Source organism: Sphingomonas sp. So64.6b (assembly GCF_014171475.1).
Lineage (GTDB): Bacteria > Pseudomonadota > Alphaproteobacteria > Sphingomonadales > Sphingomonadaceae > Sphingomonas > Sphingomonas alpina_A.
Window position 1 is genome coordinate 2259743 of the sequence record NZ_CP048817.1, and the last position, 26375, is coordinate 2286117.

The 26375-nt window shown below is 63.0% G+C and carries 26 protein-coding genes; 9 read left to right on the forward strand and 17 right to left on the reverse strand.

The features are described 5' to 3' along the window. Positions 1 to 76: 76 nt before the first annotated feature. From G4G27_RS10810 to G4G27_RS10820, 3 genes are read right to left on the reverse strand one after another with little or no spacing between them, the layout of a single operon-like run. Positions 77 to 1123: a homocysteine S-methyltransferase family protein gene (locus G4G27_RS10810; protein ID WP_183113327.1), complete on the reverse strand. Its 1047-nt coding sequence runs from the start codon at positions 1121 to 1123 to the stop codon at positions 77 to 79. Positions 1124 to 1133: 10 nt separating this feature from the next. Continuing rightward, entirely contained in the window at positions 1134 to 2087 is a 954-nt protein-coding gene (gene metF, locus G4G27_RS10815; protein ID WP_183113328.1) for a methylenetetrahydrofolate reductase, read from the reverse strand. Continuing rightward, a complete protein-coding gene (locus tag G4G27_RS10820; RefSeq protein WP_183113329.1) occupies positions 2084 to 3055 on the reverse strand; it encodes a metalloregulator ArsR/SmtB family transcription factor in 972 nt (323 codons plus the stop codon). Before G4G27_RS10820 ends, metF begins: the two co-directional genes overlap by 4 nt. A gap of 146 nt (positions 3056 to 3201) precedes the next feature. Here G4G27_RS10820 and G4G27_RS10825 point away from each other — a divergent pair, with 146 nt between their 5' ends. The 3 genes from G4G27_RS10825 to G4G27_RS10835 all read left to right on the forward strand — a co-directional run bounded on the left by G4G27_RS10825 (position 3202) and on the right by G4G27_RS10835 (position 4713). Next, entirely contained in the window at positions 3202 to 3489 is a 288-nt protein-coding gene (locus tag G4G27_RS10825) for a hypothetical protein (RefSeq protein ID WP_183113330.1), read from the forward strand. Between the two features lie 76 nt (positions 3490 to 3565). Continuing rightward, entirely contained in the window at positions 3566 to 3766 is a 201-nt protein-coding gene (locus G4G27_RS10830; RefSeq protein ID WP_183113331.1) for a hypothetical protein, read from the forward strand. Next, positions 3763 to 4713 carry an aldo/keto reductase gene (locus tag G4G27_RS10835; protein ID WP_183113332.1) on the forward strand — a complete coding sequence of 317 codons (951 nt, stop codon included), beginning with the start codon at positions 3763 to 3765 and terminating at the stop codon, positions 4711 to 4713. The genes G4G27_RS10830 and G4G27_RS10835 overlap by 4 nt, the downstream gene beginning before the upstream one ends. 554 nt (positions 4714 to 5267) lie before the next feature. Here G4G27_RS10835 and G4G27_RS10840 read toward each other — a convergent pair. From G4G27_RS10840 to G4G27_RS10860, 5 genes are all read right to left on the reverse strand, one after another. Further along, on the reverse strand, positions 5268 to 6623 hold the full coding sequence (locus tag G4G27_RS10840) for an O-antigen ligase family protein (protein ID WP_183113333.1): 1356 nt from the start codon (positions 6621 to 6623) through the stop codon (positions 5268 to 5270). After that, positions 6620 to 7912, reverse strand: a complete 1293-nt coding sequence (locus G4G27_RS10845; RefSeq protein ID WP_183113334.1) for a hypothetical protein — start codon at positions 7910 to 7912, stop codon at positions 6620 to 6622. Before G4G27_RS10845 ends, G4G27_RS10840 begins: the two co-directional genes overlap by 4 nt. A gap of 6 nt (positions 7913 to 7918) precedes the next feature. After that, positions 7919 to 10156: a polysaccharide biosynthesis tyrosine autokinase gene (locus G4G27_RS10850; RefSeq protein WP_183113335.1), complete on the reverse strand. Its 2238-nt coding sequence runs from the start codon at positions 10154 to 10156 to the stop codon at positions 7919 to 7921. 52 nt (positions 10157 to 10208) lie between these two features. Further along, the gene (locus G4G27_RS10855; RefSeq protein WP_183113336.1) at positions 10209 to 10949 is read right to left on the reverse strand and encodes a polysaccharide biosynthesis/export family protein; all 741 of its coding nucleotides are present in this window, start codon (positions 10947 to 10949) and stop codon (positions 10209 to 10211) included. Between the two features lie 161 nt (positions 10950 to 11110). Further along, on the reverse strand, positions 11111 to 12409 hold the full coding sequence (locus tag G4G27_RS10860) for a sugar transferase (protein ID WP_183113337.1): 1299 nt from the start codon (positions 12407 to 12409) through the stop codon (positions 11111 to 11113). Between the two features lie 347 nt (positions 12410 to 12756). On the opposite strand from G4G27_RS10860, the gene G4G27_RS10865 reads away from it, so the two are divergent. From G4G27_RS10865 to G4G27_RS10875, 3 genes are all read left to right on the forward strand, one after another. After that, a complete protein-coding gene (locus tag G4G27_RS10865; protein WP_183113338.1) occupies positions 12757 to 14040 on the forward strand; it encodes a glycosyltransferase family 4 protein in 1284 nt (427 codons plus the stop codon). A gap of 144 nt (positions 14041 to 14184) precedes the next feature. Then, entirely contained in the window at positions 14185 to 14949 is a 765-nt protein-coding gene (locus G4G27_RS10870; protein ID WP_244624643.1) for a metallophosphoesterase family protein, read from the forward strand. A 145-nt stretch (positions 14950 to 15094) separates the two neighbouring features. After that, entirely contained in the window at positions 15095 to 15535 is a 441-nt protein-coding gene (locus G4G27_RS10875; RefSeq protein WP_183113339.1) for a hypothetical protein, read from the forward strand. A gap of 142 nt (positions 15536 to 15677) precedes the next feature. Here G4G27_RS10875 and rfbB read toward each other — a convergent pair whose 3' ends face one another. From rfbB to rpsU, 9 genes are all read right to left on the reverse strand, one after another. Beyond that, positions 15678 to 16736, reverse strand: coding sequence for a dTDP-glucose 4,6-dehydratase (gene rfbB, locus G4G27_RS10880; protein ID WP_183113340.1), 1059 nt, complete (start codon positions 16734 to 16736; stop codon positions 15678 to 15680). After that, entirely contained in the window at positions 16736 to 17614 is an 879-nt protein-coding gene (gene rfbA / locus G4G27_RS10885) for a glucose-1-phosphate thymidylyltransferase RfbA (RefSeq protein WP_183113341.1), read from the reverse strand. The genes rfbB and rfbA overlap by 1 nt, the downstream gene beginning before the upstream one ends. 61 nt (positions 17615 to 17675) lie before the next feature. Continuing rightward, positions 17676 to 18545, reverse strand: coding sequence for a UTP--glucose-1-phosphate uridylyltransferase GalU (galU, locus tag G4G27_RS10890; protein ID WP_183113342.1), 870 nt, complete (start codon positions 18543 to 18545; stop codon positions 17676 to 17678). 93 nt (positions 18546 to 18638) lie between these two features. Continuing rightward, positions 18639 to 18758, reverse strand: a complete 120-nt coding sequence (locus G4G27_RS10895) for a DUF2474 domain-containing protein (protein ID WP_183113343.1) — start codon at positions 18756 to 18758, stop codon at positions 18639 to 18641. Next, positions 18758 to 19765 carry a cytochrome d ubiquinol oxidase subunit II gene (gene cydB, locus G4G27_RS10900; protein ID WP_183113344.1) on the reverse strand — a complete coding sequence of 336 codons (1008 nt, stop codon included), beginning with the start codon at positions 19763 to 19765 and terminating at the stop codon, positions 18758 to 18760. Before cydB ends, G4G27_RS10895 begins: the two co-directional genes overlap by 1 nt. After that, complete coding sequence (locus tag G4G27_RS10905; protein ID WP_183113345.1) at positions 19762 to 21171, reverse strand: cytochrome ubiquinol oxidase subunit I; 1410 nt, start codon at positions 21169 to 21171, stop codon at positions 19762 to 19764. Before G4G27_RS10905 ends, cydB begins: the two co-directional genes overlap by 4 nt. Before the next feature lie 116 nt (positions 21172 to 21287). Continuing rightward, positions 21288 to 21938 (reverse strand): FKBP-type peptidyl-prolyl cis-trans isomerase, encoded by a 651-nt coding sequence (locus tag G4G27_RS10910; protein WP_183113346.1) that lies wholly within the window; start codon positions 21936 to 21938, stop codon positions 21288 to 21290. 50 nt (positions 21939 to 21988) lie between these two features. Then, the gene (locus G4G27_RS10915) at positions 21989 to 22588 is read right to left on the reverse strand and encodes an FKBP-type peptidyl-prolyl cis-trans isomerase (protein ID WP_183113347.1); all 600 of its coding nucleotides are present in this window, start codon (positions 22586 to 22588) and stop codon (positions 21989 to 21991) included. A gap of 88 nt (positions 22589 to 22676) precedes the next feature. After that, positions 22677 to 22883 (reverse strand): 30S ribosomal protein S21, encoded by a 207-nt coding sequence (gene rpsU, locus G4G27_RS10920; protein WP_069203433.1) that lies wholly within the window; start codon positions 22881 to 22883, stop codon positions 22677 to 22679. 148 nt (positions 22884 to 23031) lie between these two features. Between rpsU and cysS the strand changes: the two genes are divergently transcribed. From cysS to G4G27_RS10935, 3 genes are read left to right on the forward strand one after another with little or no spacing between them, the layout of a single operon-like run. Next, a complete protein-coding gene (cysS, locus tag G4G27_RS10925; protein WP_183113348.1) occupies positions 23032 to 24471 on the forward strand; it encodes a cysteine--tRNA ligase in 1440 nt (479 codons plus the stop codon). A 40-nt stretch (positions 24472 to 24511) separates the two neighbouring features. After that, entirely contained in the window at positions 24512 to 25447 is a 936-nt protein-coding gene (locus tag G4G27_RS10930) for a D-2-hydroxyacid dehydrogenase (protein ID WP_183113349.1), read from the forward strand. Positions 25448 to 25499: 52 nt separating this feature from the next. Further along, the gene (locus G4G27_RS10935; RefSeq protein WP_183113350.1) at positions 25500 to 26114 is read left to right on the forward strand and encodes a hypothetical protein; all 615 of its coding nucleotides are present in this window, start codon (positions 25500 to 25502) and stop codon (positions 26112 to 26114) included. Positions 26115 to 26375: the final 261 nt, after the last annotated feature.

The following is a 26375-nucleotide window of genomic DNA, read 5'->3' on the forward strand; positions in this document are numbered from 1 at the left end:
GGCTCAAGCAGGCGAAAACGTCGGAGGAGAGCGCGAGCCCACCCCGGCCCCTCCCGCGAGCGGGAGGGGGGAAAGATCAAGCCGCCATCGTCATCGGCTCCAGCCCCGCCAGCCGGGTCACCACCGGCGGCACCGGCAGTTCACGCGGCGGCAGTTCGCCGACCGCCCTGGCGATCGCCGCGATATGTTCGGGGGTCGAGCCGCAGCAGCCGCCGAGAATATTGACTTGCCCTTGCGCCGCCCATTCGCGGACCAGACCGGCCGTGGTCGCCGGCTGCTCGTCATATTCGCCAAGCTCATTGGGCAACCCGGCATTGGGATAGACCATAATCAAAGTATCGGCGATTTGAGACAGAGTCTTAACATGTGGCCGCAACTGCTCTGCGCCGAATGAGCAATTGAGCCCGATAGTGATTGGCTTGGCATGCCGTACAGCGTGCCAGAACGCCTCGACCGTATGCCCGGACAAATTACGCCCGGACAGGTCGGTCAAGGTCATCGACATCATGATCGGAACGTCACGGCCGAGCGCCTCCGCCGCCTCAAGCACCGCCATGACGCCAGCCTTGGCGTTGAGCGTGTCGAACACCGTTTCGATCAGGATGAAGTCGACGCCACCCTCGATCAGCGCGTCGGTCTGTTCGCGGTACACGCCCTTCAGATAATCAAAGTCGATCTCGCGGAACCCCGGATCGTTGACGTCGGGCGACAGCGACAGCGTCTTGTTGGTCGGCCCGATCGCCCCGGCGACGAAGCGGGGTCGCCCGTCTTTCGCGGCATATTCGTCGGCCAGCCGCCGCGCAATCTGTGCCGAGGCCAGATTGATCTCGCGTACCAGATGCTCCGCGCCGTAATCCGCCTGGCTGATCAGGTTCGCGCTGAAGGTGTTGGTCGATACAATGTCCGACCCTGCCTCGAGATATTCGCGCGTAATCCTCTCCGGCACCTCGGGCTTGGTCAGCGCAAGGATGTCGTTATTGCCTTTCTGGTCCTTCGACAGGCCCAGGTCGCCGGCATAGTCCGCCTCGACCAGTTTCCAGTTCTGGATCTCGGTGCCGAACGCCCCGTCCGTGATCAGGATGCGCTTGGCGGCTTCGGCCAGCAGTTTTTCACGTATGCTCATATCGAATTCCTCAGGCCGCAGCGGCCGTGGCGATCGTCGCTGGAACGGATTTCGCCCTGATCCCCAGCAAATGGCAGATCGCAAAGCTCAGTTCGGCGCGATTGAGCGTGTAGAAATGGAACCCGCGCACGCCGCCGGCATAAAGCTTGCGGCACATCTCGGCGGCGATCGTCGCGGCGACCAGCTGGCGCGTGCCGGGATGGTCGTCGAGCCCCTCGAACAACCGTCCCATCCAGTCGGGAATCTCGGCATTGCACATTGCGGCGAATTTGCGCGTTTGCGCGACGTTCGACACCGGCAGGATGCCAGGCAATATCTCGGCGGTAATCCCGGCCGCCGCGACCCGGTCGCGAAAGCGGAAATAGGTTTCCGGTGAGAAGAAGAATTGCGTGATCGCCCGGCTCGCACCGGCGTCGAGCTTGCGCTTGAGATTGTCAAGATCGGCCTCAACGCTGCGCGAATCCGGATGGCATTCAGGATAAGCCGCGACCGACACCTCGAACGGATGAAGCTGTTTCAATCCGGCGACCAGTGCCGCCGCATTCTCATAGCCGCCAGGATGCGACACGAACTTCGTCCCCATCACTGGCGGATCGCCGCGCAGCGCGACGATATGCCGTATGCCCGCCGCCCAATATCCTTCGGCGACTTCGTTGATCTCTTCCTTTGTCGCCTCGACACAAGTGAGATGCGCCGCCGCGGTCAGCGAGGTTTCGCGCTCGATCCGCGCGACCGCCGCATGAGTCCGTTCACGCGTCGATCCGCCCGCACCATAGGTGACCGAGACAAACTGCGGCCCAAGCGGCTCCAGCGCTTTCACTGCTTCCCATTGCGCCTCTTCCATCTTGTCGTTCTTGGGCGGGAAGAATTCGAACGAGACCAGCGCATCACCCGCGACATCGGCGAACAACGGCGCCTCCAGCGCGCGGCGCGCTTCTTCCAGCTGATTGATGGAAATCGTCATGCCGCCTTCACCTCGTGCACCGGAATTTGTTCAGGCCTGGCAGCCTTGCGGCCGAGCCATAATTTCACCGTCAATTCACCGCCCTCGAGCGTCTCGGTCCGCGCCATCGCAAGACCGCTGGCATCGAACCAGACGGCGATCTGCTCGTCCGAAAAACCGAGCCTTGTATGCGCATCCTTGGCGCGCAATTCCTCGCGATCATGCGCTGCGAAATCGGCGATCAGCAGTCGGCCGCCGGGCGCCAGCACCCGCGCCGCCTCGGCGATCGCCGCGCCCGGCTGCTGTGCGAAATGCAACACATGATGGATGATCGCCGCATCGGCCGCGCCGTCGCCGAGCGGCAGCGCATAGAGATCCGCCTGGCGCAATTCGGCATTGGCCAGCCCGCGCTCGGACAGTTTCGCCCGCGCCAGCCGCAGCATTTCCGAACTGCGATCGATCCCGAGTGCCGCCCTGGCGCGCCCGGCGAACAATTCGAGCATCCGCCCGGTCCCGGTACCGATATCGATCAACTGACCGATCGCCGCGTCCCCGAGCACCGCCGACATTGCCGCTTCGACTTCGCTCTCGGCGATATGGAGCGAACGGATCGCGTCCCATTGTCCCGCATTATTCTCGAACCAGGCCGCTGCCGAGGCGGCGCGATCAGCGCGCACCGCCGCGAGCCGCGCGACGTCGGCCACCGCCCAATGATCGGGCTCGATCGCCGACCAGCCGTCGAGCGCGGCAAGCACTGGCGCGACCCGTGCCTCCGCACCGACGCCGACGAATACCCAGCTGCCCTCCTTGCGCCGCTCCGCCAGCCCGGCGTCGCACAGGATCTTCACATGGCGGCTGACGCGCGGCTGGCTCTGCCCGAGCACTTGTGCCAGCTCGCCGACCGACAGCTCCATCGAGCGCAGCAAGGCGAGGATGCGCAGCCGCGTGGTGTCGGCAAGGGCACGGAAGATGTCGAGTGCGATCGTCATGTCGATACAACATATAAAGATATCTTTATATCAGGTCAACGCAACATGTGCCGCACATGTGGAAACATGCGCTTCGTCGTGCGTATTGAAGCGGCCCCTGCCCTCCGCTAGCGTCTCCAGCCTATCAACAAGATGGGAATCGCCACATGAAGAAGATCGTTGCTATCTCTGCCGCCCTTTCCGCTGCCGCGCTTGCCGCCTGCACGCCCGCCGCGCAAAACGAAACCGCGCAGGCCGCCGACCAGATCGCCGCCGATGCCAATGCGACGATGGGCGAAGCGGTCAACGACACCGATGCCGCTGCTGACCGCGCGTTCGGTTCGGCCGAAGCGACCATGGACAATAGCAGCGCAGCAATCGGCAATGCCGCCGATCGCGCAGCCGATTCGACGGGTGCCGCGCTCAAGGATGCCGGCAACGCGATCGAAGACTGAGTCGATATAGGGGCCGTTGCGCGGATGCTCGCGGGCGGCCTTTCGACATGCTGGAAACGAACGGGAGAAGACGCAGATGTCCGGGCTCAAACCACTGGGTCTAGTCGCCCTTCTCCTGCTTTCCGCATGCGGTGGCGCGCCCGATACGCCCGGGGCCGTTACTTCGGGTGAGGCGCAAGCGTTGAACGACGCCGCTGCCATGCTCGACGCGAACAGCGTCGATGCCAACGCGATGAACGTCGAAATCGACGGCGAAAACGAGGCTCAACCGCAATGACCGACCTTCGGCGATTAGGCGCGACCGATCTCCACATCGCCCCGCTGGTGCTGGGCGGCAATGTCTTCGGCTGGACCGCCGACAAGGCCACGAGCTTTGCCGTACTTGATGCCTTCGTCGCGGGCGGCGGCACGATGATCGATACCGCCGATGTCTATTCGGCCTGGGTGCCTGGCCATCAGGGCGGTGAATCCGAAAGCGTGATCGGCGAATGGCTCAAGTCGAGCGGCAAGCGCGACAAGGTACAGATCGCGACCAAAGTCGGCATGCTGCCCGGTGAGGGCGGCGTGAAGCTCGCCCCCGCGCGCATTGCCGCGGCGTGCGACGCGTCGCTCCGGCGCCTCGGGGTCGAGCGCATCGACCTGTATTTCGCGCATCAGGACGATGACGCCGTTGCCCAGGGCGAGGCACTGGCGGCGTTCGCCAAGCTGGCCGAAGCGGGCAAGATCAACGCGCTGGGCGCGTCGAACTTTCATGCCGCGCGGCTCAAATCGGCCAATGAAGCGGCACTTGCCGCGGGCGTGCCGCATTATCAGGTGTTGCAGCCCGAATATAATCTGGTCAGCCGTCACGCCTTTGAAGGCGAGCTGCAGGATTATTGCGTCACCCACAATATCGGCGCGGTGCCCTATTACGGCCTCGCCTCGGGTTTTCTGACCGGCAAATATCGCAGCGAAGCCGATCTCGGCAAAAGCGTGCGAGGCGGCCGGATGACCGACCTGCTCAAGGGCAAGGGCCTTGCCGTGCTCACCGCGATGGATGCGATCGCCGCCGAGACCGGCGCCTCGCTCGCGCAGATCGCGCTCGCCTGGCTCGCCGCACAGCCCGGTGTCACCGCCCCGATCGCCAGCGCGACCAACGTTACACAGGTCGAGGAATTGCTCGGTTCGATGACCTTGGCCTTGAGAAAGGACCAGCTCGATCGACTGGACGCCGCCGGGAGTTAGAGTCGCTCGCCATCAGCTTTGGTCATCATGCCGGACCCTTCGACTTCGCTCAGGAGAGCCCGAGGGCCCTGGCCCGGCGACATCGGGGCAACCCCAAGACCATCGCCAAGTGGAAGCGACGCACTTCAAGCGCTACCATTACGACGGCCACGATCGGCTTCGGCAGCATCTCGACGACTTCATCGCCGCTTACAATTTGGGCTCCGGGCTCAAGACCCTCGAAAGACTCACACCATGCGAAACTATCTGCAAAGCATCGAGCCTTGAACCCAAACGATTCATATCAGATCCCACCCACCAATTCCGGGGCGAAACCCCTAGGGGTGTAACATATCTCTCCAGCCCGCACTTCCAGTCCTGACTCTACAGCCTGGACGTTGCCTGTGATTCATCACACAGGATCGGGCATGTCATCTCTTGCCGGCCTGATTACCGGCCCGCTCGTTCTTTTTGTCGGGTCAGAACCGCTACGGGCTACGCAATGGGCTGGCGCGAACAAACAATGCCTGTCTTATGACACTACCGTCAGTTCGGGCCAGTTGTCCGGTTGACGGTCAGGCCGCGAGGTGGCGGCTGGCGCGGACCGGTTTCTCTTCCGGCTCGACGATGCGCCGCGGCCGCGCCATCACGCCGCAGCACAGGCCGAAGATCACCGAGATTGCCGCGGTGCGCAACGGATAGTCGACGAACTCGTGTAACATGATGATGCCGGTGACGACCGTCGCCGCTTCCGAAAAGGCGTCGCGCGTCGATGCGCGCCAAATCACCACCGTGGTGCGCAGCCACCATGCCACGAAGCCGGCCATCAAAATGACCGCCGGCACGCCGCCGGTCATGATCACTTCCAGAATATCGTTATGCGCATGGTTGGCGAACACGCGGGTCGCCGTCTGCGCATCTTCAAACTGTGGGAAAACCGCACGAAAACCGCCCAGGCCAGATCCGAATGGCATGAACGCGCCGATCGCCCGCACGGTGCGGCTCCAGAGCTGCGGCCGGCCCATCTCCGATCCGGCGGCGAACTGGTCGCTCGACACATGGCCCCAGACGATCACCGCCGCAACCACGCCGATCGCCAGTACCGCGACCGCGATCGCACCGATCACGCCCATCCGTATCTTGCTGTCGCCACGCCGAAGGCGAGCGATCAGGAAGATCGACACCAATCCGATCAGCGACAGGCCGATCCCGGCTAGCGAATTGGCGATCCACACGCCGAACAGCGCGACCAGCACGATCGCGATCAGAACCAGCCAGCTGGCATTGGGCTTGGTCTTTCCCCGCTGCGCGACGAACAGGGCGGTCGCAGCCGGGATCGACAGCACGCACAGCGTCGCCAGATGATTGCTGTTGGCGAACAATCCGGTCGCTTCGCCGCGGTTCGAAATGGCGTAAAGATAAAAGGGCGATTGGATGCCCGTCACACGCTGCGCCAGGCCGACACCGACCGATACCGTCATCAACAGGATCAGCATGATGAGCAACGCGATCAGGCCGACACGCGGTGCGCGCATGCCGATCAACGCGGCGGCGATCACCGGCAATAGCGCGAGCGCGCTGCCGATCGTTCCCTCCGGCGTCAGGCTGATCTGTCGCCAGCCCGGGTCGATCCCGGCAAGCGTCAGGCCCTGCGCCACGGCGCCACGTGCCGGCAGCGCCGACCACAAAGCGGGTGGTAGCGGAATCAATTGGAACAGGCAGAGACCGAGTGCGGCGCAGAGCAGCAACAATAGGCCCTTTTGCGTTCCGCCCGGATAATTGTGCCGCGACACGATGGCCAACGCGATACCCAGCGCGGCCGCGAACTGGATCGCGGCATTAGCGAACACACCGCCGCTGGACGATCCGCCCAGGACGATCGCGATACCAAGGAAGATGGTCGCGGGGACGATGGGCGCGGTACGATTCATGGCAGGACCGATGGCTTGGGCGACGGGATCGCCGATGTCGGATTTGCTGCCTGGCTGGGCGGCGCGCCGGTATCTGCCGCGACCTGCTCGAACTGGACGCTCGCGATCCGCGCGTCCAACCGCACCGGAAATTCGGAGGCCGTCCCGCCCAGCGACAGCAACACCGCCGGACACGTCGCTTCGGGCACGCGGAACGGCGCCGACAGCTGCGGCTTGCCGGTAGCGCTCGTGTTGAGCGCCAATTCACCCAATGGTTGATTGCCAGGCAGGCAAGAGGCACGCCAAGTCAGCGACGCGCCGCTGTTCGACGGCCCGTCGCTGCTGGCATTGGCTACCACGCTACGCAAACGATAGTCCCCGGGCTGCAGCACCACGACCTGACTGGCCAAGGTCGCCGGCTTTCGCCCCGAATAGGACAGGTCGAGCCCATTGTTCGCCTCGGCCCGATCGCCATCGGCGGCGGTTAGCTGCCAGTTGAACGGCGGCGGTCCAGGCATGCCCCGGAACCGCGCATCATATGGTGTATCGACGCTCGCAAGCGCGGATTCGGGCAGATACGAAATCCAGGCGAGATAGGCTCGCTCATAATCGGTCTTGGCGATTAGATCAGCCACGAATGCCGCGCGCTCGCGATCGATCGTGGAGACGTTGCTCTTGCCCGTATCCATGATCGCGAAGCGGATCCCGGGATCGAAGCCGCGGCTTTGCAGCGTGCTCAGGAACGGCTCACGCCAACCCGGATTGCCCTGCAGGGCAGTAGCGATTTGCGGAATATTGCGCCGATCCCGCGCCAGCCCGGCAAGGATCGGCACATAGCTTTGATATTGTTCGGGGTCGACCGCAAGCAACCTGATCGCGCTATTCGCCGCCTCGACCGTTCGCCCATTGCGCATCTGCTGGTCGAGCCGCCACAACCATGCCAGCCGGGTTCGTGGCTCAAGCGCAAGCGAATGCTCGACAAGCTTCGCCGCTCGCACCTTGTCGCCTTTTGCCGTCGCATCGAGCGCCAGCAACGCAAATGCCGTACCGTCGAGCGGCTTGCTGGTCAGCCGGCTGTACAAACGCGCCCGCTCCGCCGCGTCGAGCCTGATCGCCAATCCGCCGTTCAGATCGACCAGCCGTGTTCGCAAGATGGCCGGATCTTCGCCAAGGACGATCGTTACCGCGTCGATTTTGCGGTGCGCACGGCGATAGACATGACTGAGCGAAGCCCAGCCGGTCGCGACCACGAGCGCACCCGCGAGCACCCAACGCGTGGCGCTCGAATACAGCAAGTTGCGTTGCTGCATGTGCGATCAGTCGGCGTTGACCGAGAGCTGACGCTGCGGATCGGACCGGCTGCCCTCTTTTTCGCGGCCATAGCCATAGCCGTAGCCATAACCATAGCCGTACCCATAGCCGTAACCCGAGGTGCGGGCATTGAACTTGGTCAGCACGACACCGATCAGGTGCGACCCGGCTTCCTGGAGGCGCGCCACGGAGCGCTTGAGTACTGGCCGGCGGATACGGCCGGCCTGCACGATCAGGATCGTCGCTTCGCACATCGACGACAGCAGCGGCGCATCGGCCAGCCCAAGAATTGGCGGCGAATCGATGATGACGATGTCGACAATGCCTTCGGCCTCGGTCAGCAGTTCGCGCATCCGCCGTCCCGCAAGCAATTCCGCCGGGTTGGGCGGAATCGGCCCCGAAGGTACGACGTAAAGCTCGTCGATGCTGGTGCGCGCGATATGGTTGCGGATGCTGTCATGGCTGGCGAGCAGCGACGACAGGCCGCATTTCTCCTCCAGTTTCACCTTGAAGGTCGGCTTGCGCATGTCCGCATCGATCAGCAGCACGGTGCGGCCCGAGCGCGCGAACTTCTGTGCGAGCGCAAGCGAACTGACCGACTTTCCTTCGCCTGGTGCACAACTGGTGATCAGGATCGACTTGGCGACACCGCCGGAGGTCGCGAAGTCGATCGAGTTGCGCGCCGACGAATAGGCCTCGGATTGCTCCGAAGTCGGGTCGTTGAGCAACTCGGCCACCGCATCGCCCTTCGGCGCCGTGGGCACCACGCCGAGGAGCGACAGCTTGAGCTTGTCCTTGATATCGTCTGGATTCTTGACCGTGTCGTCGATGAACTCGATCGCGAACGCGAGGCCTACGCCGAGCATCAGGCCGAGGAACAGCGCGAAGGCCAGGTTACTGGTGATCGACGGCGCGAACGGGGCGCCGGGCACCCTGGCGCGATCGATGATTGACACCAGACTGTTGGAAACGCCGCCGGCAACGCCGACTTCCTTATAGCGCTGCAACAGGCCGTCATAGAGCTGGCGGTTGGTGTCCACCTCGCGTTGCAGAATCGTGTACTGGATGCTGCGCCCGCGCAGATCCATGACCGACGTCTTCAGGCCGTTGACCTTGCTGCGCAGGTCATTCTCCCGGCCCACCGCGGAAAGATATTCCGCGCGCAGATCGCCCGCCGCTGCACCCGATATGCTGCCCGAAGTCGCCGTGATCTGGCGCTGCAGCGACTGAATCCGCGAGCGCAACTGCTGCATCTCGGGGAAGTCGGGTTTGTAGATGTTGAGCTTGTCCTGATACTCGGCATCGAGCCCCGCCTTTTGCCCGATCAGCGTCTGGACTGCGGCGCTCTGCACCACCTGCGATTGCGGCGCGGTGCGCAATGCATTGCGATACTTCTGTTCCGCAGCGATCCGATCGCTCTGCGCTGCGGACAAGGCCTCGTTCAGCGTGACCAGCGACGCGCTGTCGAGCGAGCTGCTCGTCGTATCGCCGCCATCGTCGCCCTTGTTCTGGTTGACGACGATGATACCGGCCTTCTGGGCATATTCGACCAGCTGCCGCTCGGATGTTTCGAGCTGACTCTTCACCTTGGCAATGCGGTTTTCCAGGAAGGTCCGCGCATAGGAGGTCGCGCCGTATTGACGCTCGAGATTGGATGCGATGAACCCGTCCGCGATCGCGTTGGAGACGTCGGCAGCCAGCTTCGGTGACGGGCTGACATAGGTGATGTTGATCAGGCGGCTCGCCGGCACCGGCACTACCGTCAGATTGCGCTGGATCGTACCGGCATTGACGCGGGGATGATCGGCGGCGCCGCCCTTGCCGTTGAGCCCCAGGTCGGCAACGACGCGCTCGGCAAGCGAACGGCTCTTCAGCAGGCCGATCTGGGTGGCGAGATATTGCGGATCGCGGACCGCCGTCTGGCGGTTGCCACGATTGTTGGTATCGGTGATGTCATCCTGCGCAAGCGCGATCTCGACTTGCACGGCCGCCTTGTACATCGGCGTCGCGAGCAGCGAGATGGCAAGCCCGACGAGCAAGGCGAGCACCGTGCAACCGGCGATCAGCCAGCGCCACTTGGTCAGGACGCGCCAGATTTCGTGCGGATCGATCTCCGCGATCGAGCCCTCGGCCGGCGGCGCGGCGCGGAACGGCACCAGCCCCGCCGAACGCGGATCGACCAGCGCGGTTTGGCCGGGGCCACGCAGGGCGCGGTCGTCGGGTCGCGGTTGATACTCGTTCATGAAACCCTCGAATCGTAGAGATCGCTCGTGCTGGACGCGGTGCGAATCATTGTCAGAACGGCCTGAAAATGGCGAGCAACGGCACAGTGCTCAGCGCATCCTTGAAGTTCTGGCGCGCCCTGTTGCCGTCGACAACGATGATGTCGTTGCCGAAAATTTCAGGGTCCGGCTGGATGCCGCGACGAATGTCGGTCAGGTCGAACGATGCCGCCTGGCGCTGCCCCTTGATCGTGCGGAACACGACGACGCGGCGCGGATTGGCATCGGTATCGGTGCCACGCGCCAGCGCGATCGCCTGGATCAGCGTGGTCGATCCTGCGATCGGATAGATACCCGCCTGCTTGACCGACCCGTCGATGGTGACGCGCTGGCTGGTCGCGCTCTTCACAGTCACGCGCACTTCCGGCGATTGCAGATATTTGGCGCCCAGCTTGGTCGCCAGTTCGCCGGACAGCTGGTCGGTCGTCTTGCCGGTCGCCTCGACCTGGCCGATCAGCGGCATGGTAAAGGTGCCCGTCACGTCGACAGTCACATCACCGGTCAGATCGGGCACGCGGAAGACGACCACCGACAGCGTGTCGCCGGGGCCGATATGATAGCTGTCGTCGGTTTTCAGCGCGACGGGTGCATCGGGCGTTCCGAAATCCTGCACGCCATAAGGCACTGTGCCGCCGCGCTTGTCGGCGCACGCCGCCAAGGCGAGCGACATCAGTGTGACCAGCCACAATTTGCGGCGAAGCAGCGGAAGGCCGCCAAGGAATTCCCTGCGGCCGCGTTCAGCGTGAGCGATCAATGCCAGCTCCAATAAATTTTCGACGACGAAGGGGCCCCCTCGCATGTTCGTCGCGGTTTAGCAGCCGTCCCGCTGGAATCAACCCGACAGGAGATTTGCAGCGCATCGGGTCCGCTGCAAATCGCCCCGCCGCCAAAGGCATGGCTGACATTCTTGCGATTCTATTTCGACCCGGACCCGGTGATCACGGTCCTGACGGTGCGGAACAGGATGAGCGCGTCGAGCCAGGCGGACAGATATTTGATGTAATAAAAGTCGTAACACAGCTTGTAGTGTACGTCGCCGATCTCCGCGACATGCCCCTGATTGACTTGGGCCCAGCCGGTGATGCCCGGCTTCACGACATGGCGATAGCTGTAGAACGGCAGCTCGCGCTGATACCAGTTCGATAACGATATCGCTTCGGGGCGCGGGCCGATCCAGCTCATCTCGCCACGCAGGATGTTCAGGATCTGGGGAATCTCATCGATCCGCGTCCGGCGCAGGAAACGACCGACGCCGGTGATCCGATGGTCCTCGTCCTGCGTCATCGCCCGTTTGCGTTCATCGTCGCCGCTCGCAATGGCCGCCTCGGGCTGGCGCATGGTGCGGAACTTGTAGACTTGAAACGGTTTGCCGCGGAAACCCATACGCTGCTGACGAAACAAGACCGGGCCACGCGAATCGAGCCTGATGGCAATCGCGACGATCGCCAGCAGCGGCAGAAGCGCGGGCAGCAGAATGATCGCGGTTACGACATCGCTCAGCTGCTTGACCTTGCCATACCCCTCATTCGGCGCGAGCGATCCGAGGCCGTTTTCCGAGATATGTTCGATCTCGAGCTGCCCGGTGATCGATTCGAGCAATTGTTTCAGATGATAGACCGGAATCCCTTCCAGTGCGGCATCGGCCAAAAGCCGCTCCCACTCGTCGTCGATATCAGCACGAAGGTCGACGACGATCCCCGAACCCGGCGATGCCGGCAGGGTCGGCTCGAGCATATGGATCCATTCGACATTGCCGATCTGCTCAAGCCGCGAAACGTCTCCTGCCGGCACGACATGAAACACATAGGCGGTCGAGCGCAGCCCGAAATAACACAGTATGAAAAAGGTGATGATCGACAGGCCCAGGCTCGCGACCAGCACCGACACGACATAATCGAAGCGGAACGCGAGCAGCACCCCGGTCACCAGACCATAAGAGGTGAAGAAGGATGGCAGCACATATTCATAAGCGCGCACGCCCGGGAAATTGCGGAATCGCCGGAACAGCATGATGCCCAGCACAACCGCGATCGTCACCGCGATCATCGAATTGAAATTGGTGCTATATCTGAGGACGCCTTGCGGCATGAAATTGGCGCGCGCGATTACCGGCAGGACGACCGCGACCAGCAGGCCGATCGCCAACTGGACACGCAAACGCTCCGCCGCCGACTTCACGACACCATGATGCCTCTGCAATCGCGACTGCAGCATTGTTGAAAGCCCCTTGTTAGGCCCCGACCGACACTTTAGCGCGGGCCGGGCATATAGATATTGCCCGATTGGGTCCACATGATTGCGGTTCCCCATACAAGTCTTTTAGATCAACAACATACATCAAGTCTTCGTTCCGACATCGTAAGAATTCGGACTCGATGGCAACGCGATTGAGCGACCGCGCCCGTCATACGCCATTATCCGGGACACTTACAAACCCTTCGCAGGTGCAGCGTTCTCGCCGCGGGACGGATCGCATCAGCGTCGAAAAATCGCCCCGCACATCGCCCCGGATCGGATCAGCCCGTTGATCAACACGGTCCGTTTGTGCTTTGGCGCGCATGATGACGGTCAGCGAACCAAAGTCGGGCGCGACGCCGCCCGTCATTTTCTTCAACCGCTTCTATGCGCCCGATCACAGCGCGACCGCGCAGATCCTTTCCGACCTTGCCGAGCACCTCGCCGGACATGGCCGCACCGTCACGGTGGTCACCAGCCGGGCGATTTACGGCCAGGACCAGGGGCTGTTGCCGGCCCGCGAAGAACGCGGTGGTGTAACGGTCGTGCGCACCGCCACGCCAGGGCGGCGGCGCGGCATGGCCGGCCGGATCGGCGCATATCTGGCATATTACGTCATGGCGTTCTTTGCGGCGCTGCGGCTGGGGCGTCGGGGCACGATCTTCGTCGTCAAGACCGATCCGCCGTTGCTGTCCGTGCCGCTCGCCATCGCCGCCCGCCTGCGCGGCGCAACCCTGGTCCACTGGGTGCAGGATCTCTATCCGGAAATCGCCGGCGCCTATGGCATGCGGATCGCCGACGGTCCGGTCGGCAAATTTCTTGCCGCGCTGCGCAACTGGTCCTTTCGGCGCGCAGCACGCGTCGTTGCGATCGGCGACCTGATGGCCGAAAGGGTCGAACGAATGGGTGTGGCGCGGGACAGGATCGCGATCATCCCCAACTGGTCGAACGATGTCGATATCACGCCCTCCCCGACCCGCTCGCCCGCGCTCCGGCAGGACTGGAATATTCCCCACGGCGCGTTCGTGCTCGAATATTCGGGCAATCTCGGCCGAGCGCACGAATATGACACGCTGATCGAGGCAGCGATCACGCTTCGCGAGCGGCGCGATATCGTCTTCCTGTTCATCGGCGGCGGCCATATGTCGGATCAACTGGCCGCGCGCGTCGCCGAACTGGGCCTGACCAGCTTCCGCTTCGCACCTTATCAGCCGCGCGAGCGGCTTTCCGAATCGCTTGGCGCCGGCGATGCGCACTGGGTCTCGCTCCGGCCGGAATTCGAAGGCCTGATCGTGCCGAGCAAGGTGTTCGGGATCTGCGCCGCGGCACGGCCGGTGATCGCCGTCTGCGCGGCGGACGGCGAACTGATCCGCCTGCTCGAACCCGGCCATGCCTGTCTGTCGGCAGTTCCGGGCGACGCCGCGGCGCTGACCGAAGCCATCGTCACGCTTGCCGACGATCGGCCGCGCGGCGATCGCATGGGCGCCGTCGCGCGTACGATACTCGATCGCCACTACACAAAAGCGCGGACGCTCGATCGTTGGCGCACGACACTCGACCGAATGGGCGACCGAATGGGCGACCAAATGGGACCAAATTGGGCGCGATGATATCGGTGTCCGATCTTGACCGCATCGCGATCGTTAGCGCAGCGCAACAAAATCGCGCAGCGGGCGTATATGCGGCGCATGTAAGAGTTAGCGGCTTATCGGATCACAGATCAGGTAGGGCGGTTAAGCGGGATTTTTGAGCACGTGGGAATTTTCGGAAATATCGGGCGCAAGCCCAAGCCAGCCCGCGTACCGAGCGGCCCGCCCGACGCGCGCGCTTATGCGATCGGCGACGTGCATGGCCGGCTCGACCTGTTGCGCGCCCTGATCGACGAGATTGCCGCGGATCGGCGCGCCCATCCGTGTCCGCGCGAATATATCATCTTTCTCGGCGATCTGATCGATCGCGGCCCCGATTCGCGCGGCGTGCTTGATTTTCTGCTGCAGGCGCGAAATTTTCTGCCTACGCCGGTCTTCGTCATGGGAAATCACGAGGAAATGCTGTTGCGTGTTCTGGATCGGGACACCGATCAGTTTCGCGATTGGCTACGCTATGGCGGCTATGAATGTGCGCAGAGCTATGGCGTGGAGGTCGGACGACTCGCATTGCTCGATCCGCCGTCCGCTGCGGCTTTTGTGCGGCGCGCAATTCCCGACGATCATTTGACGTTTATCGACAGTTTTGTGGATAGTTTTCAGTTCGGAGATTATCTGTTCGTCCATGCCGGCATCAGGCCTGGCGTTCCAATACAAGAACAGACAATTCAAGACTTGCGCTGGATTCGCGAAGATTTCCTGGACAGCACAGTCGATCATCAGCTTGTTGTTGTTCATGGACATACCATTAGCGATGGACCTGACGAACATTTCAATCGAATTGGTATTGATACAGGCGCCTATACATCGGGTATTTTGACAGCTTTGTGTATTGAGGGGACCGGACGACGCTACCTGACCGCCCGTTTTTGATTGGAACCTTGTGACATGTCGCGCGTTGCGCCCTCGAATTTCGATCTTTATCAGGTTCAAGATCGATTTTCCGGTGGACAAATCGACATGCGGCCGGTATCGGACTCAAGAGCCTACAAATTGAAGCGGTTAAAGGGAGACTGAAATGAAATTTTCGCGGGTGACCGCCGCCGTCCTGATGGCGAGCCTTTCGTCGCCGCTGTTCGCGGCGTCGGAGCAATCTGTTGGCAAGCTGACCTCGGCTACCCAGGGCACGTTCGTTGCTCGTGAGGGCAAGCTGATTGCAGCCTATCCTGGCCAGACGCTTTATGCTGGTGACCGCGTCCTGACGCGCGGCAAGGCGAACGCCAAGGTCGCGATGACTGGCTGCAGCTACGCGCTCAAGCCAACGTCGATCCTGTCGGTCGGCAAGTCGGCATGCCTCACCGCACCGAAATCCTTCGCAGTTGCCGAGGATGGCAGCGATGAAGGCACTGGCGACGACAATGGCGGCGGCACGATCGTTGCGGTTCTCGCAGCTATTGCTGTGGGTGCCGGCATCTATGTCGCTGTCGACAACAACGACAGCGCTCCTGCCAGCCCGTAATCGTTTTTGCGATACAAGAATTGAACGGGGTCGAACGAAGTTCGGCCCCGTTTCTTGCGTTATGGGCTCTTTGAACCTGTTATGGGGCCCTGTGAACCGCGCCCATTTTTGTAGTGGTCAACGCTGTGCGCGCTCGGTGAGATTAGCTCTGTATAGCTGAAGCCGCTTCGCAATCGGCGACCTGCTTCGCCAGATACCAGTCGATGGTCCCCGCCAAACCTTCCCGAAAGCGTATCTCCGGATACCAATCGAGCGCCTGCTCGATACGGGATGGGTCGATCGCATAGCGCCGGTCATGCCCTGCCCGATCCTCGACGAACCGAATCAGACTTCGCCGCCGCCCTGCAGACGATGGCATCCGTTCGTCGATCAGGTCACAGATCATCGCAACGACCGCGATATTGCTATGCTCTTCGCGTCCCCCCACGACATAGGTCGCGCCCGGCGCGCCGCGCGTCATCACCATGTCCAGAGCCCGCGCGTGATCCGCCACATGCAGCCAGTCGCGCACGTTCGCGCCGGTACCATAGACCGGCAAGGTCTCGCCTGCGGCGGCGCGCGTGATGGTCAGCGGAATCAGTTTCTCGGGATATTGATGCGGCCCGTAATTGTTGCTGCAATTGGACAGGACGACCGGCAACCCATAGGTATGATGCCAGGCACGAACGAGATGATCCGCGGCCGCCTTTGACGCCGAATAAGGCGATGATGGCCGATACGCGGAGTCTTCGCTGAATTTGCTGTCGTCGAACGGCAGGTCGCCGAACACTTCATCGGTCGATACATGATGGAAGCGGAAATCGGCTCGCGCCGCGCCGCTCAGCGAGCGCCAATGATCAAGTGCCGCCTCCAGCATATGGAAAGTGCCGGTGATATTAGTCTCGATGAACACTGCCGGCCCGTCGATCGACCGGTCGACATGGCTTTCCGCGGCCAGATGCATGATCGCATCGACCCGTTCGGTCGCCAGCACATCTGCGACGAGGCGCCGATCGGCGATATCTCCCTGAACGAACCGATAATTCGGCGATGCCTCGATCTCGGCAAGTGCCGCATGCGACGCGGCATAGGTCATCAAGTCGAGATTGATCACCCGGGTGCGCCCGTCGGCAATCAGGTGCCGGCATACCGCCGAGCCGATGAATCCTGCGCCGCCGGTGACCAGCACGATCCGCTCGGGCGGGGTGGAGATGACGCGCATCATGCCGCCTGCGCCGCACAATAGCGCAGATAGCGCGCATAGTCCGTCTTGCCGAGCAAGTCGGCGCGGGTCATCAGCGCCGCCGGATCGAGATAACCGAGATCGAGCGCGATCTCCTCCGGGCAGGCGATCTTGATGCCCTGGCGTCGTTCGATCGTGCGCACGAAAGACGATGCGTCGTGCAGCGAATCATGCGTGCCTGTGTCGAGCCAGGCATAACCACGCCCGAGCCGCCCAACCTCTAGGATGCCCGCCGCGAGATAGGCGCGAAGCACATCGACAATTTCCAGCTCGCCCCGCGCCGACGGGGTCAGGCCCTGGGCGATCTTCACGACCTCTGCGGTGCAGAAATAAAGCCCGGTCAGTGCCCAGTTCGACGCCGGAACCTCGGGCTTTTCCTCGATCGAAGAGGCCCGACCCTCGGCATCGAACGACACCACCCCGTAACGCTCCGGATCGTCGACCTGATAGGCGAACACCGTCGCGGCACCCGCCTCGGCCGCTTGCGCGGCGGCGCGGCACTTTCCGCCCAGTCCGTCGCCGTGAAAGATATTGTCGCCAAGGATCAGCGCGCACGGTTCGCCGGCAAGGAACTCCTCGGCGATCAGAAACGCCTCGGGCAGGCCGCGCGGCGAATCCTGCTCGGCATAAACCAGGTTGATCCCGAACATCGAGCCGTCGCCCAACAACAGCCGGAACATCGGCAGGTCGCGCGGTGTCGAGATGATCAGAATGTCGCGAATGCCGGCGAGCATCAGCACCGACAGCGGATAATAGATCATCGGCTTGTCGAACACCGGCAGCAGCTGCTTCGATATCGCCAACGTCGCTGGGTAGAGCCGCGTGCCGCTGCCTCCCGCCAGAATAATACCCTTCATCGCCCCGACTTGTCCTCTCACGGAATGGCCGGTCTAACGCGGATAGGTTAAAGGTGTCTGGTCAGCGCAGCAGATCGACCGCAAAGGCGCGCACCGCTTCGCCGATATCGTCACGGCCCAGCGCCACCGCCAGATTGGCTTGGACATAACCGGCCTTGTCGCCGCAGTCGTAACGCTGCCCGTTAAAGGTCACGCCGTGGAATGGCTGATCGCCAACCATTCGCGCCATCGCATCGGTCAGCTGGATTTCCCCACCCGCGCCCTTTTCCTGTGTCTCCAGGATACGCATCACCTCCGGCTGGAGAATGTAGCGGCCGATCACCGACAGGTTGGACGGTGCGGTGCCCGGTTTCGGTTTTTCGACCAGGCCGCGCACTTCGGTCAGTGCACCGTCGCGCTTGCCCGGCGTGATGACGCCATACATATGCGTCTGATCCTCGGGCACTTCCTGTGCACAGATCAGGTTTCCGCCGACCTGATTATACGCCTCGACCATCTGTTTCAGGCAGCCGGGTTCACCGACCATGAAATCATCGGCGAGCAATACCGCGAACGGCTCGTCACCGACGATGTCGCGCGCGCACCATACGGCATGGCCCAGGCCCATCGGTTCCTGCTGGCGGACATAGGCGACCGCGCCGGGTTTCAACCGCGTCTGGTGGAGCAGGTCCATCGACTTGCCACGATGCGCCATGGTCGTTTCGAGCTCATAGGCAATGTCGAAATGGTCCTCGATCGCCGATTTGCCCCGCCCGGTGACGAAGATCATCTGCTCGATCCCGGCTTCGATCGCTTCGTCCACCGCATATTGGATCAGCGGCCGATCGACCACCGGCAACATTTCCTTGGGCAACGCCTTGGTCGCCGGCAGGAAACGCGTACCCAGCCCCCCGACGGGAAATACGGCCTTGCGAAGCGGCTTGAAGCTCATCGGGTTCGATCCTGAAACACTGTGCGTGCGAGCCGTAAGAGCCTTGCAGCGCTATTGGAAGGGGGAGTTGCGCTCGGCCGGGCGCGCGACGGGTCAGCCCATCAGCCACCAGCGGATCAGTATCGCGACCAACCCGAGCGCGGCCACGCTGCCAGCCCAGATCGCCGCCATCCAGGCGAGACGTTTCCATAATGGGCCGGCGTCGCTTTCCATCAATGATAACCGTCGGTGCCGACCTTGCCGCGGAACACCCAATAGGCCCAGCCGGTATAGGCGAGGATGATCGGCACCATCACACCAGCCCCGATGAGCATGAAGATCTGGCTCGATTCGGGCGCCGCCGCCTGCCAGATCGTCACCTGGTCGGGCACGATGAAGGGATACATGCTGATCCCCAGGCCGACGAAGCACAAGGCGAACACGGCAAGGACGAGCAGGAACGGCAAGGATTGCGCACCCCGGCCAAGCGCGCGCCAAAAGGTCAGGCTGAGTATAGCGATCAGCACCGGCACCGGCGCGGTCAGCAGCAAACCCGGCATCTGAAACCAGCGGCTGTAATAGTCATGATCGAGAAATGGCGTCGCCAGGCTCACCGCAGCGATCGCGGCCAGCGTGAGCACGCCGGACCATTTGGCGAGCCGATAGGCATGTTTCTGCGCGCCGCCCTCGGTCTTGAGGATCAACCAAGTCGCGCCCAGCAATGCATAACCGGCCACCACGCTGAGCCCGGTCAGGGCGGTAAAGGGCGTCAGCCAGTCGAGCCAGCCGCCACCATAAGCGCGGCCATCGACCTCGATTCCCTGCAACAACGCGCCAAGCGCGATACCCTGGGCCAGCGCTGCGATGACCGATCCGGCGGTAAAAGCGAAATCCCAGAACGCCCGGTGCCGTGGATCGCGCCAGCGGAATTCGAATGCGACGCCGCGGAACACAAGTCCGAGCAGCATCGCGATGATCGGCGGATAGAGCGCTGGCATTACGATCGCAAAGGCCAGCGGAAACGCTGCCATCAGACCGCCGCCGCCGAGCACCAGCCAGGTCTCGTTGCCATCCCATACCGGCGCGATCGCATTCATCGCCTGGTCGCGCTCTTCGCCGACGCCAAATGCGGGGAAGAGGATTCCGATCCCCAGGTCGAAACCATCGAGCACGACATAAGCGAACACGGCAAAGGCGATGATGAACGCCCAGACTGTCGCAAGATCCATATTGACGTTCATTGCTGAACCTCCGTCGGATGCCGGGCGGGCGATGGCGTGATTCCGGCGGTGCGGATCGGGGCGCTGGTGATTTCCGGCTCGCCGGCCTCGGCCCCCTTCTGCATCAGCTTCAATATATACCAGGTACCGATCCCGAACACCGCGAAATAGACTATGACGAAGGCGATCAGCGACGCGCCCACCGCCGGCGCAGCCAGCGGCGAAGCACTGTGCGCAGTCCGCAGCAGATTATAGACCGTGAAGGGCTGCCGCCCGACCTCGGTCGTGATCCATCCGGCAATGACCGCGACGAACCCCGCCGGCCCCATCACCAGAGCGGCGCGATGCAGCCACCTCCAGTCATATAGTTTGCGCCGAGCCCGTGCGACCAGGCTCCACAGGCCAAGCCCGAGCATCGCCATACCGAGCCCGACCATCACCCGGAACGACCAGAAGACGATCGCTACCGGCGGCTCGCGATCGTCGGGGATAGTATCCAGGCCAGCGAGCGGCGCGTTGAGGTCGTGCTTCAGGATCAACGAGGAGAGCTTTGGAATCTCGACCGCATAATCGACGCGCTTTTCCCTGGCGTTGGGCAGGCCGAACAGGATCAGCGGCGCGCCGTCCGGGTGGCTTTCATAATGCCCCTCCATCGCCATGACCTTGGCGGGCTGATGTTCCAGCGTGTTAAGCCCCTGCATGTCGCCTGCGAAGATCTGCACCGGCGCGACCAGCGCGGCCATCCACATCGCCATGGAAAACATCTTGCGCGCATGGGCGTTGCCGCTGTCCTTCAGCAAATGCCATGCGCCGGTCGCGCCGACCACCAATGCGGTCGTCAGATACGCACCGATCACCGTGTGGACGAGGCGATAGGGAAAGCTCGGGTTGAAGATGATCGCGGCCCAGCTTGGCCCGGGCACGAACTGTCCGGCGGCATTGATCGCAAAACCGGTCGGCGTCTGCATCCAGCTATTCGCCGACAGGATCCAGAAAGCCGAGATGAAGGTACCGGTCGCGACACAGCAGGTCGCGGCGAAATGCAGGCCCCTTCCGACCTTCTTCATCCCGAACAGCATCACGCCGAGGAAACCCGCCTCGAGGAAGAAGGCGGTCAGCACCTCATACGCCATCAAAGGCCCGATCACCGGCCCGGTCTTGTCGGAGAACACCGCCCAGTTGGTGCCAAACTGATAGGACATGACGATGCCCGAGACGACGCCCATCGCAAAGGCGACCGCGAAGATCTTTATCCAGAAGCGGAACAGGTCGAGATAAAGCGGCTTGCCGGTACGCAGCCACAGCCCTTCGAGCACCGCGAGGTAACTCGCCAGGCCGATCGAAAAGGCTGGAAAGATGAAATGGAAGCTGACGGTGAAGGCGAACTGGATGCGGGCCAGAAGGATCGGATCGACGGCGTCGAACATGGGCACAGCACCTCCGCCGACGGTCTGCGCCCACGACCGATTCTGCGCAAGTGCGTGCGGTGCATTCGCACCTGCATATCGTCGTCGCCCGTCTCGCCGAAACGGGCGAGCGGCAGCTATTGCTTCGGGGCGCTGCCCTGCGGCACGGTCGCGCCCGGCGCACCGCCCTGCCCCTGCATCATCTGCTGCTGCATTTGCATTTGACGGATTGTCGCCTCGGGCAGGAAATCGACCATCTCGACATCGAACACCAGCACTGAATTGGCCGGAATCGGGCCGGTCGCCTTGTCACCATAACCAAGGCTCGGCTTGATCCAAAAACGGTACTTGCCACCCTTTGGGATCAGCTTCAGCGCTTCGGAGAAGCCCGGCACGACCTCAGTGACCTTCATCGGGGTCGGCTGTTGCGACTTGTCGAAGGTCGTGCCGTCGGTCAGCTTGCCCTCGTAATTGACCAGCGCGATATCGGTGTCGGTCGGCTTGGCGCCCTTGCCCGCGGTCAGCACCTTGTACTGCAGGCCCGATGGCGTCTCGACGATCGTCTTGTCGCCACTGCGGTTCTTGGCGAGGAAGGTCGCGCCCGACACGCTCTGCGTGTGCAGATAGGCCTGACCCTGGATGACAGCCAGCGTCCCGAGCACGCCGACGATGATGCCGATCAGGCCGAAGATCAACGCCCGGCCATTACCCGATTTCGCTGCCGGTGACGACGCCAATGGGGGCGCCACCGGGGGCAGCGTGGAGGGACTGACAGGAGGCGTCGCCATCGGCGGATCTTTCACTAAAGGAGTAACGGTCGCGGCGAAACGTCGCAGGCTTATTGGCCCGGAGGCGGTCCACCGGCGCCGGGCGGCATGCCACCCGGCGCGCCGCCCTGCTGTTGCTGCATCATCTGCTGCTGCATCTGCATCTGGCGCAGCGTCGCCTCGGGCAGGAAATCAAGCAGTTCGACGTCGAACATTAGCACCGAATTGGCCGGGATCGGACCGGTGGCCTTGTCGCCATAACCAAGGCTCGGCTTGATCCAGAAGCGATATTTCGAGCCCTTGGGCATCAATTTCAGCGCTTCCGAAAAGCCCGGCACGACACCGGCAATCGGCATCGGCGTCGGTTGCTGCGACTTGTCAAAGGTCGTGCCGTTGGTCAGCTTGCCTTCGTAATTCACCAGCGCGACATCGGTGTCGGTCGGCCGGGCATCGCCCTTGCCGGGTTCGATGATCTTGTATTGCAGACCCGATACCGTCTGCACCACGCCCTTGTCGGCGCGATTCTTCGCCAGATAGGTTGTGACCGGATCGGCCGGCGCCATCTGCGCCAGGGCGACCGCTCCACACATGACAAGCGCGATACCGATCCAGAGATACACCAGCACGCGCCGCTTGACTGGCTGCAACGGAACCGCGGTGATGGATGACATCGGCGCTTAACCCTGACGTGGCGCGACCAGGGCGCCTGAGCTACGGAATCTGGAGAAAGTTATGGGATCCGAAGACCCCACGGCACACTTACCGTGCGCCGTCACGCTCCAGGCGCTTGCGCTCGAGCTTGCGCGCACGACGGATCGCTGCCGCACGCTCGCGAGCGCGCTTTTCCGACGGCTTTTCGTAATGCCGGCGCAGCTTCATTTCGCGATAGACGCCTTCGCGCTGCAGCTTCTTCTTCAGGGCACGCAGGGCCTGGTCGACGTTGTTGTCGCGAACGATGATTTGCATAAACCGGTGCAGCTCCGAATCAATAGATATAGGTCGTCGCAGACATGAGTCCGCGCCGCGAAGGCGTGCGCCCTACCAGCGCCTGTCGGGGTTTTCAAGACGAAACGGCAATTTGCGACCTCCGCTCTGCCCCGCTATGCCGCGCGACATGACCGGAACGCCCCTGACCCTATATAACAGCCTCACCCGATCGCTCGAAGCGTTCGCGCCGATCGATCCGTCACTGGTGCGGGTCTACACCTGTGGCCCGACGGTCTATAACTATCAGCATATCGGCAATATGCGCGCTTTCCTGTTCGCCGACACGCTCGGCCGGGTGCTCCGCTGGAAGGGCTGGCCGACCAAGCACATCATCAACATCACCGATGTCGGCCATCTGACCTCGGATGCCGATGCCGGCGACGACAAGATGGAAAAGGCCGCTGCTGCTCAGGCCAAATCGATCTGGGAGATCGCCGCGCATTACACCGACGCGTTCAAGTACGACGTCGCGCGCCTCAATATCGTGCCCCCGGCCGAATGGACCGTCGCAACCGATCATATCGCGCAGATGATCGACTTCGCCGAGAAGATCGCGCCGGAGCATTGCTACGAAATCGATTCCGGCCTGTATTTCGATTCGACCAGCGTGCCCGACTATGGCCGCCTGGCCCGCGCCGTCTCCGATGAGGGCGAAAGCCGCATCGACCCGGTCTCGGGCAAGCGCCATCCGCAGGATTTCGCGATCTGGCGCAAGTCGCCGGAGGGCGAGCAGCGTCAGATGGAATGGGACTCGCCCTGGGGCAAAGGCGCACCGGGCTGGCATCTCGAATGCTCGGTGATGAGTCACCAGCATCTCGGCCATCCGTTCGACATCCATACCGGCGGCATCGATCACCGCGAGATCCATCATCCCAACGAGATCGCGCAGAACCAGGCGTTCTGCTCGTGCGGCGACAGCGGTGCGCGCATCTGGATGCACAATAATTTCCTGGTGGCCAAAGATCCTCAGGGGCGCGGCGGCAAGATGTCGAAATCGACCGGCGAGTTCCTCAAGCTGCAGGTGCTGGTCGATGCCGGTTACCACCCGCTCGCCTATCGCCTGCTGTGCCTGCAGGCGCAGTATCGCAGCGAGCTGGAATTCACCTGGGACAATCTCGCCGCCGCCGCGACACGCCTCAAGCGCCTCGTCCAGGCGATCGAGCGCTTGCGCACGGATGCGGTCGGCACCGCGGACAGCGTGACCGCCTATCTCGCGCGCCTCGACGAAGCGGTGTCCGACGACCTCTCTACGCCCCGCGCTCTGCCTGTGCTGGAGGAGATGATCGCCGACAAGCGCATCCCTGCCGCCGACCGCCTCGCTGCGCTGGTGGCGTTCGACGCGGTGCTCGGGCTCGAACTCGCCACGCTCACCCGCGCAGATCTGCGCGTCCGTCCGACATCCGCGACATTGACCGCGGAAGAGATCGACGCCCGTCTCGCCGACCGCAAACAGGCCCGCGCCGACAAGGATTTCGCCCGCTCCGACGCGATCCGCGACGAGCTTGCTGCCTCCGGCGTTGAAGTGATGGACGGCGACCCGTTGGGTTGGGACTGGAAACTCACGTGATCCTCCCCGGCACGGGGAGGGGATCCGATAGGAGCCTCGAATGAAAGCCGTTCTCCCCGCCCTCGCCCGCCCTTTGCTCGAACCGCATTTGCCCGCCGGCCTCGACGTCGCCTGGTTTACCTCGCGCGAGGATGCCGAACAGATGGTGCTCGATGCCGATATCGCCTGGGTCGATATGCAGCGCTCGGGCCATTCGGGTGAGGTCGCGGCGCTCGGCACGCGGCTCAAATGGCTTTCGACCATCTTCGCCGGCCTTGACGCCTTTCCGCTCGACCTGCTCAAGGAGCGCGGAGTCATCGTCACCAACGGCACCGGCATCAATGCCATCGCGGTGGCCGAATATGCGGTGATGGGCGTACTCGCCGCAGCCAAGCGCTTCGACGAAGTCGTCCGGCTCGCCGACCGCCACGAATGGACCATCGCCGCGCCCGGCCAGGTCGAGCTGCTCGACACGACCGCGCTGATCATCGGTTATGGCGCGATCGGCAAGCTGATCGGCGACCGGCTCGCAGCGTTCGGCGTGGCCGTGACCGGCGTCACCCGATCGGGCCGCGACGGGACGCTGACCCCGGATGCTTGGCGCGCCAGACTCGAGGAGTATGACTGGGTAATCCTCGCCGCGCCCTCGACCGGCGAAACCAAGGCGATGTTCGGCGCCGACGAGCTTGCCGCGATGAAGCGCAGTGCCTGGCTGATCAATATCGCACGCGGCGACATGGTCGATCAGGACGCGCTGATTGAGGCGCTGACCGCGCGGCGTATCGCCGGCGCATTCCTCGACACCGTGACCCCCGAGCCGCTGCCGGCCGACCATCCGCTCTGGGATGCGCCAAATGCGATCCACACCATGCATTTGTCGGGCCGTAGCCAGACCAAGATGTTCCAACGCGCCGGCGCCCTGTTCCTGAAGAATCTCGATGCCTTCATGGCGGGCCGGCCGATGGAGAATGTCGTCGATCTCGACGCGGGCTATTGACCGGCGCGGCGCGAAGGGAAAAGGATCGCCGCCTGTCGCGGGAGACGATGACTTGCTGCACGCCGCACTCCTGTTCCTCACCATGGCCGGCGCTGACGAGGTTCCCCAACGCTTCGATGTGAAGACCGTTGGCGACACGAGGAAATGCCGCTTCGTCGCGTTGGACCAACTGACCCTGTCGCAGGGCATCGACCAGTCGCCGTTCCGCGCCGCGACCTGGGAGGTCAGCGCCGACGGAACCAGCGAAACACAGGGCGGCACGCTCTGGGCGCTGCTCCGCCCGGGCACGTCCGCGGAGCCCCGGCCGGTGCTGACCGACGCCGGCGCGCAGCTCAGACTCCCGGCTTCGGCCAAGACCCGCATCATCACCGCGACCTTGCTGGTCGACGGACGCGACCTGAAGCTGGCGGGCAAGGTGGAACCGGTGAAATCGCCTCCTGAACACGGCAATGGTCCGGGTATCCGCCCGGCCATGCTCCCCGACACGGTCGCCTGGCGCATCGCACCTCAGGAAATGATGCGGCTCCTGCCCATCCTGACCCGGGCGAAACGCGCCGAGATCCACTGGATCGAGGAGTCCGGCAAAGTCGTCACACGCGGCTTCGACACGATCGGCTTCCGCCGTGCCGTGCCATTGCTGAAAGCGGCGAACTGGACCTGCGGTTAAGACGCCAGCGTCGCTCCATTTATCCTGAGCGCCAGCTCGATTTACCCAATCGGGGAAATTATCCCTTGCCCCGATTACCCCAACTGGGTAACAGCCGCGTCATGACGACCATGGCTGGCATCAAGATCAAACGCTTTCGTGAGGAACGCGCGCTGACCCGAGCGGCGTTCGGCGCCTGGTACAGCGCGCCGGGCAGCACGGTTCAGGGCTGGGAAGAAGATGGCAAGCGCGCCAGCGGCCCGGTCGTCAACCAGATCGCGG

Bases quoted from the DNA above. Each gene is read 5' to 3' on its own strand.
- G4G27_RS10810 (WP_183113327.1), bottom strand. From the start codon at position 1,123: ATGAGCATACGTGAAAAACTGCTGGCCGAAGCCGCCAAGCGCATCCTG.
- metF (WP_183113328.1), bottom strand. From the start codon at position 2,087: ATGACGATTTCCATCAATCAGCTGGAAGAAGCGCGCCGCGCGCTGGAG.
- G4G27_RS10820 (WP_183113329.1), bottom strand. From the start codon at position 3,055: ATGACGATCGCACTCGACATCTTCCGTGCCCTTGCCGACACCACGCGG.
- G4G27_RS10825 (WP_183113330.1), top strand. From the start codon at position 3,202: ATGAAGAAGATCGTTGCTATCTCTGCCGCCCTTTCCGCTGCCGCGCTT.
- G4G27_RS10830 (WP_183113331.1), top strand. From the start codon at position 3,566: ATGTCCGGGCTCAAACCACTGGGTCTAGTCGCCCTTCTCCTGCTTTCC.
- G4G27_RS10835 (WP_183113332.1), top strand. From the start codon at position 3,763: ATGACCGACCTTCGGCGATTAGGCGCGACCGATCTCCACATCGCCCCG.
- G4G27_RS10840 (WP_183113333.1), bottom strand. From the start codon at position 6,623: ATGAATCGTACCGCGCCCATCGTCCCCGCGACCATCTTCCTTGGTATC.
- G4G27_RS10845 (WP_183113334.1), bottom strand. From the start codon at position 7,912: ATGCAGCAACGCAACTTGCTGTATTCGAGCGCCACGCGTTGGGTGCTC.
- G4G27_RS10850 (WP_183113335.1), bottom strand. From the start codon at position 10,156: ATGAACGAGTATCAACCGCGACCCGACGACCGCGCCCTGCGTGGCCCC.
- G4G27_RS10860 (WP_183113337.1), bottom strand. From the start codon at position 12,409: ATGCTGCAGTCGCGATTGCAGAGGCATCATGGTGTCGTGAAGTCGGCG.
- G4G27_RS10865 (WP_183113338.1), top strand. From the start codon at position 12,757: ATGACGGTCAGCGAACCAAAGTCGGGCGCGACGCCGCCCGTCATTTTC.
- G4G27_RS10875 (WP_183113339.1), top strand. From the start codon at position 15,095: ATGAAATTTTCGCGGGTGACCGCCGCCGTCCTGATGGCGAGCCTTTCG.
- rfbB (WP_183113340.1), bottom strand. From the start codon at position 16,736: ATGCGCGTCATCTCCACCCCGCCCGAGCGGATCGTGCTGGTCACCGGC.
- rfbA (WP_183113341.1), bottom strand. From the start codon at position 17,614: ATGAAGGGTATTATTCTGGCGGGAGGCAGCGGCACGCGGCTCTACCCA.
- galU (WP_183113342.1), bottom strand. From the start codon at position 18,545: ATGAGCTTCAAGCCGCTTCGCAAGGCCGTATTTCCCGTCGGGGGGCTG.
- G4G27_RS10895 (WP_183113343.1), bottom strand. From the start codon at position 18,758: ATGGAAAGCGACGCCGGCCCATTATGGAAACGTCTCGCCTGGATGGCG.
- cydB (WP_183113344.1), bottom strand. From the start codon at position 19,765: ATGAACGTCAATATGGATCTTGCGACAGTCTGGGCGTTCATCATCGCC.
- G4G27_RS10905 (WP_183113345.1), bottom strand. From the start codon at position 21,171: ATGTTCGACGCCGTCGATCCGATCCTTCTGGCCCGCATCCAGTTCGCC.
- G4G27_RS10910 (WP_183113346.1), bottom strand. From the start codon at position 21,938: ATGGCGACGCCTCCTGTCAGTCCCTCCACGCTGCCCCCGGTGGCGCCC.
- G4G27_RS10915 (WP_183113347.1), bottom strand. From the start codon at position 22,588: ATGTCATCCATCACCGCGGTTCCGTTGCAGCCAGTCAAGCGGCGCGTG.
- rpsU (WP_069203433.1), bottom strand. From the start codon at position 22,883: ATGCAAATCATCGTTCGCGACAACAACGTCGACCAGGCCCTGCGTGCC.
- cysS (WP_183113348.1), top strand. From the start codon at position 23,032: ATGACCGGAACGCCCCTGACCCTATATAACAGCCTCACCCGATCGCTC.
- G4G27_RS10930 (WP_183113349.1), top strand. From the start codon at position 24,512: ATGAAAGCCGTTCTCCCCGCCCTCGCCCGCCCTTTGCTCGAACCGCAT.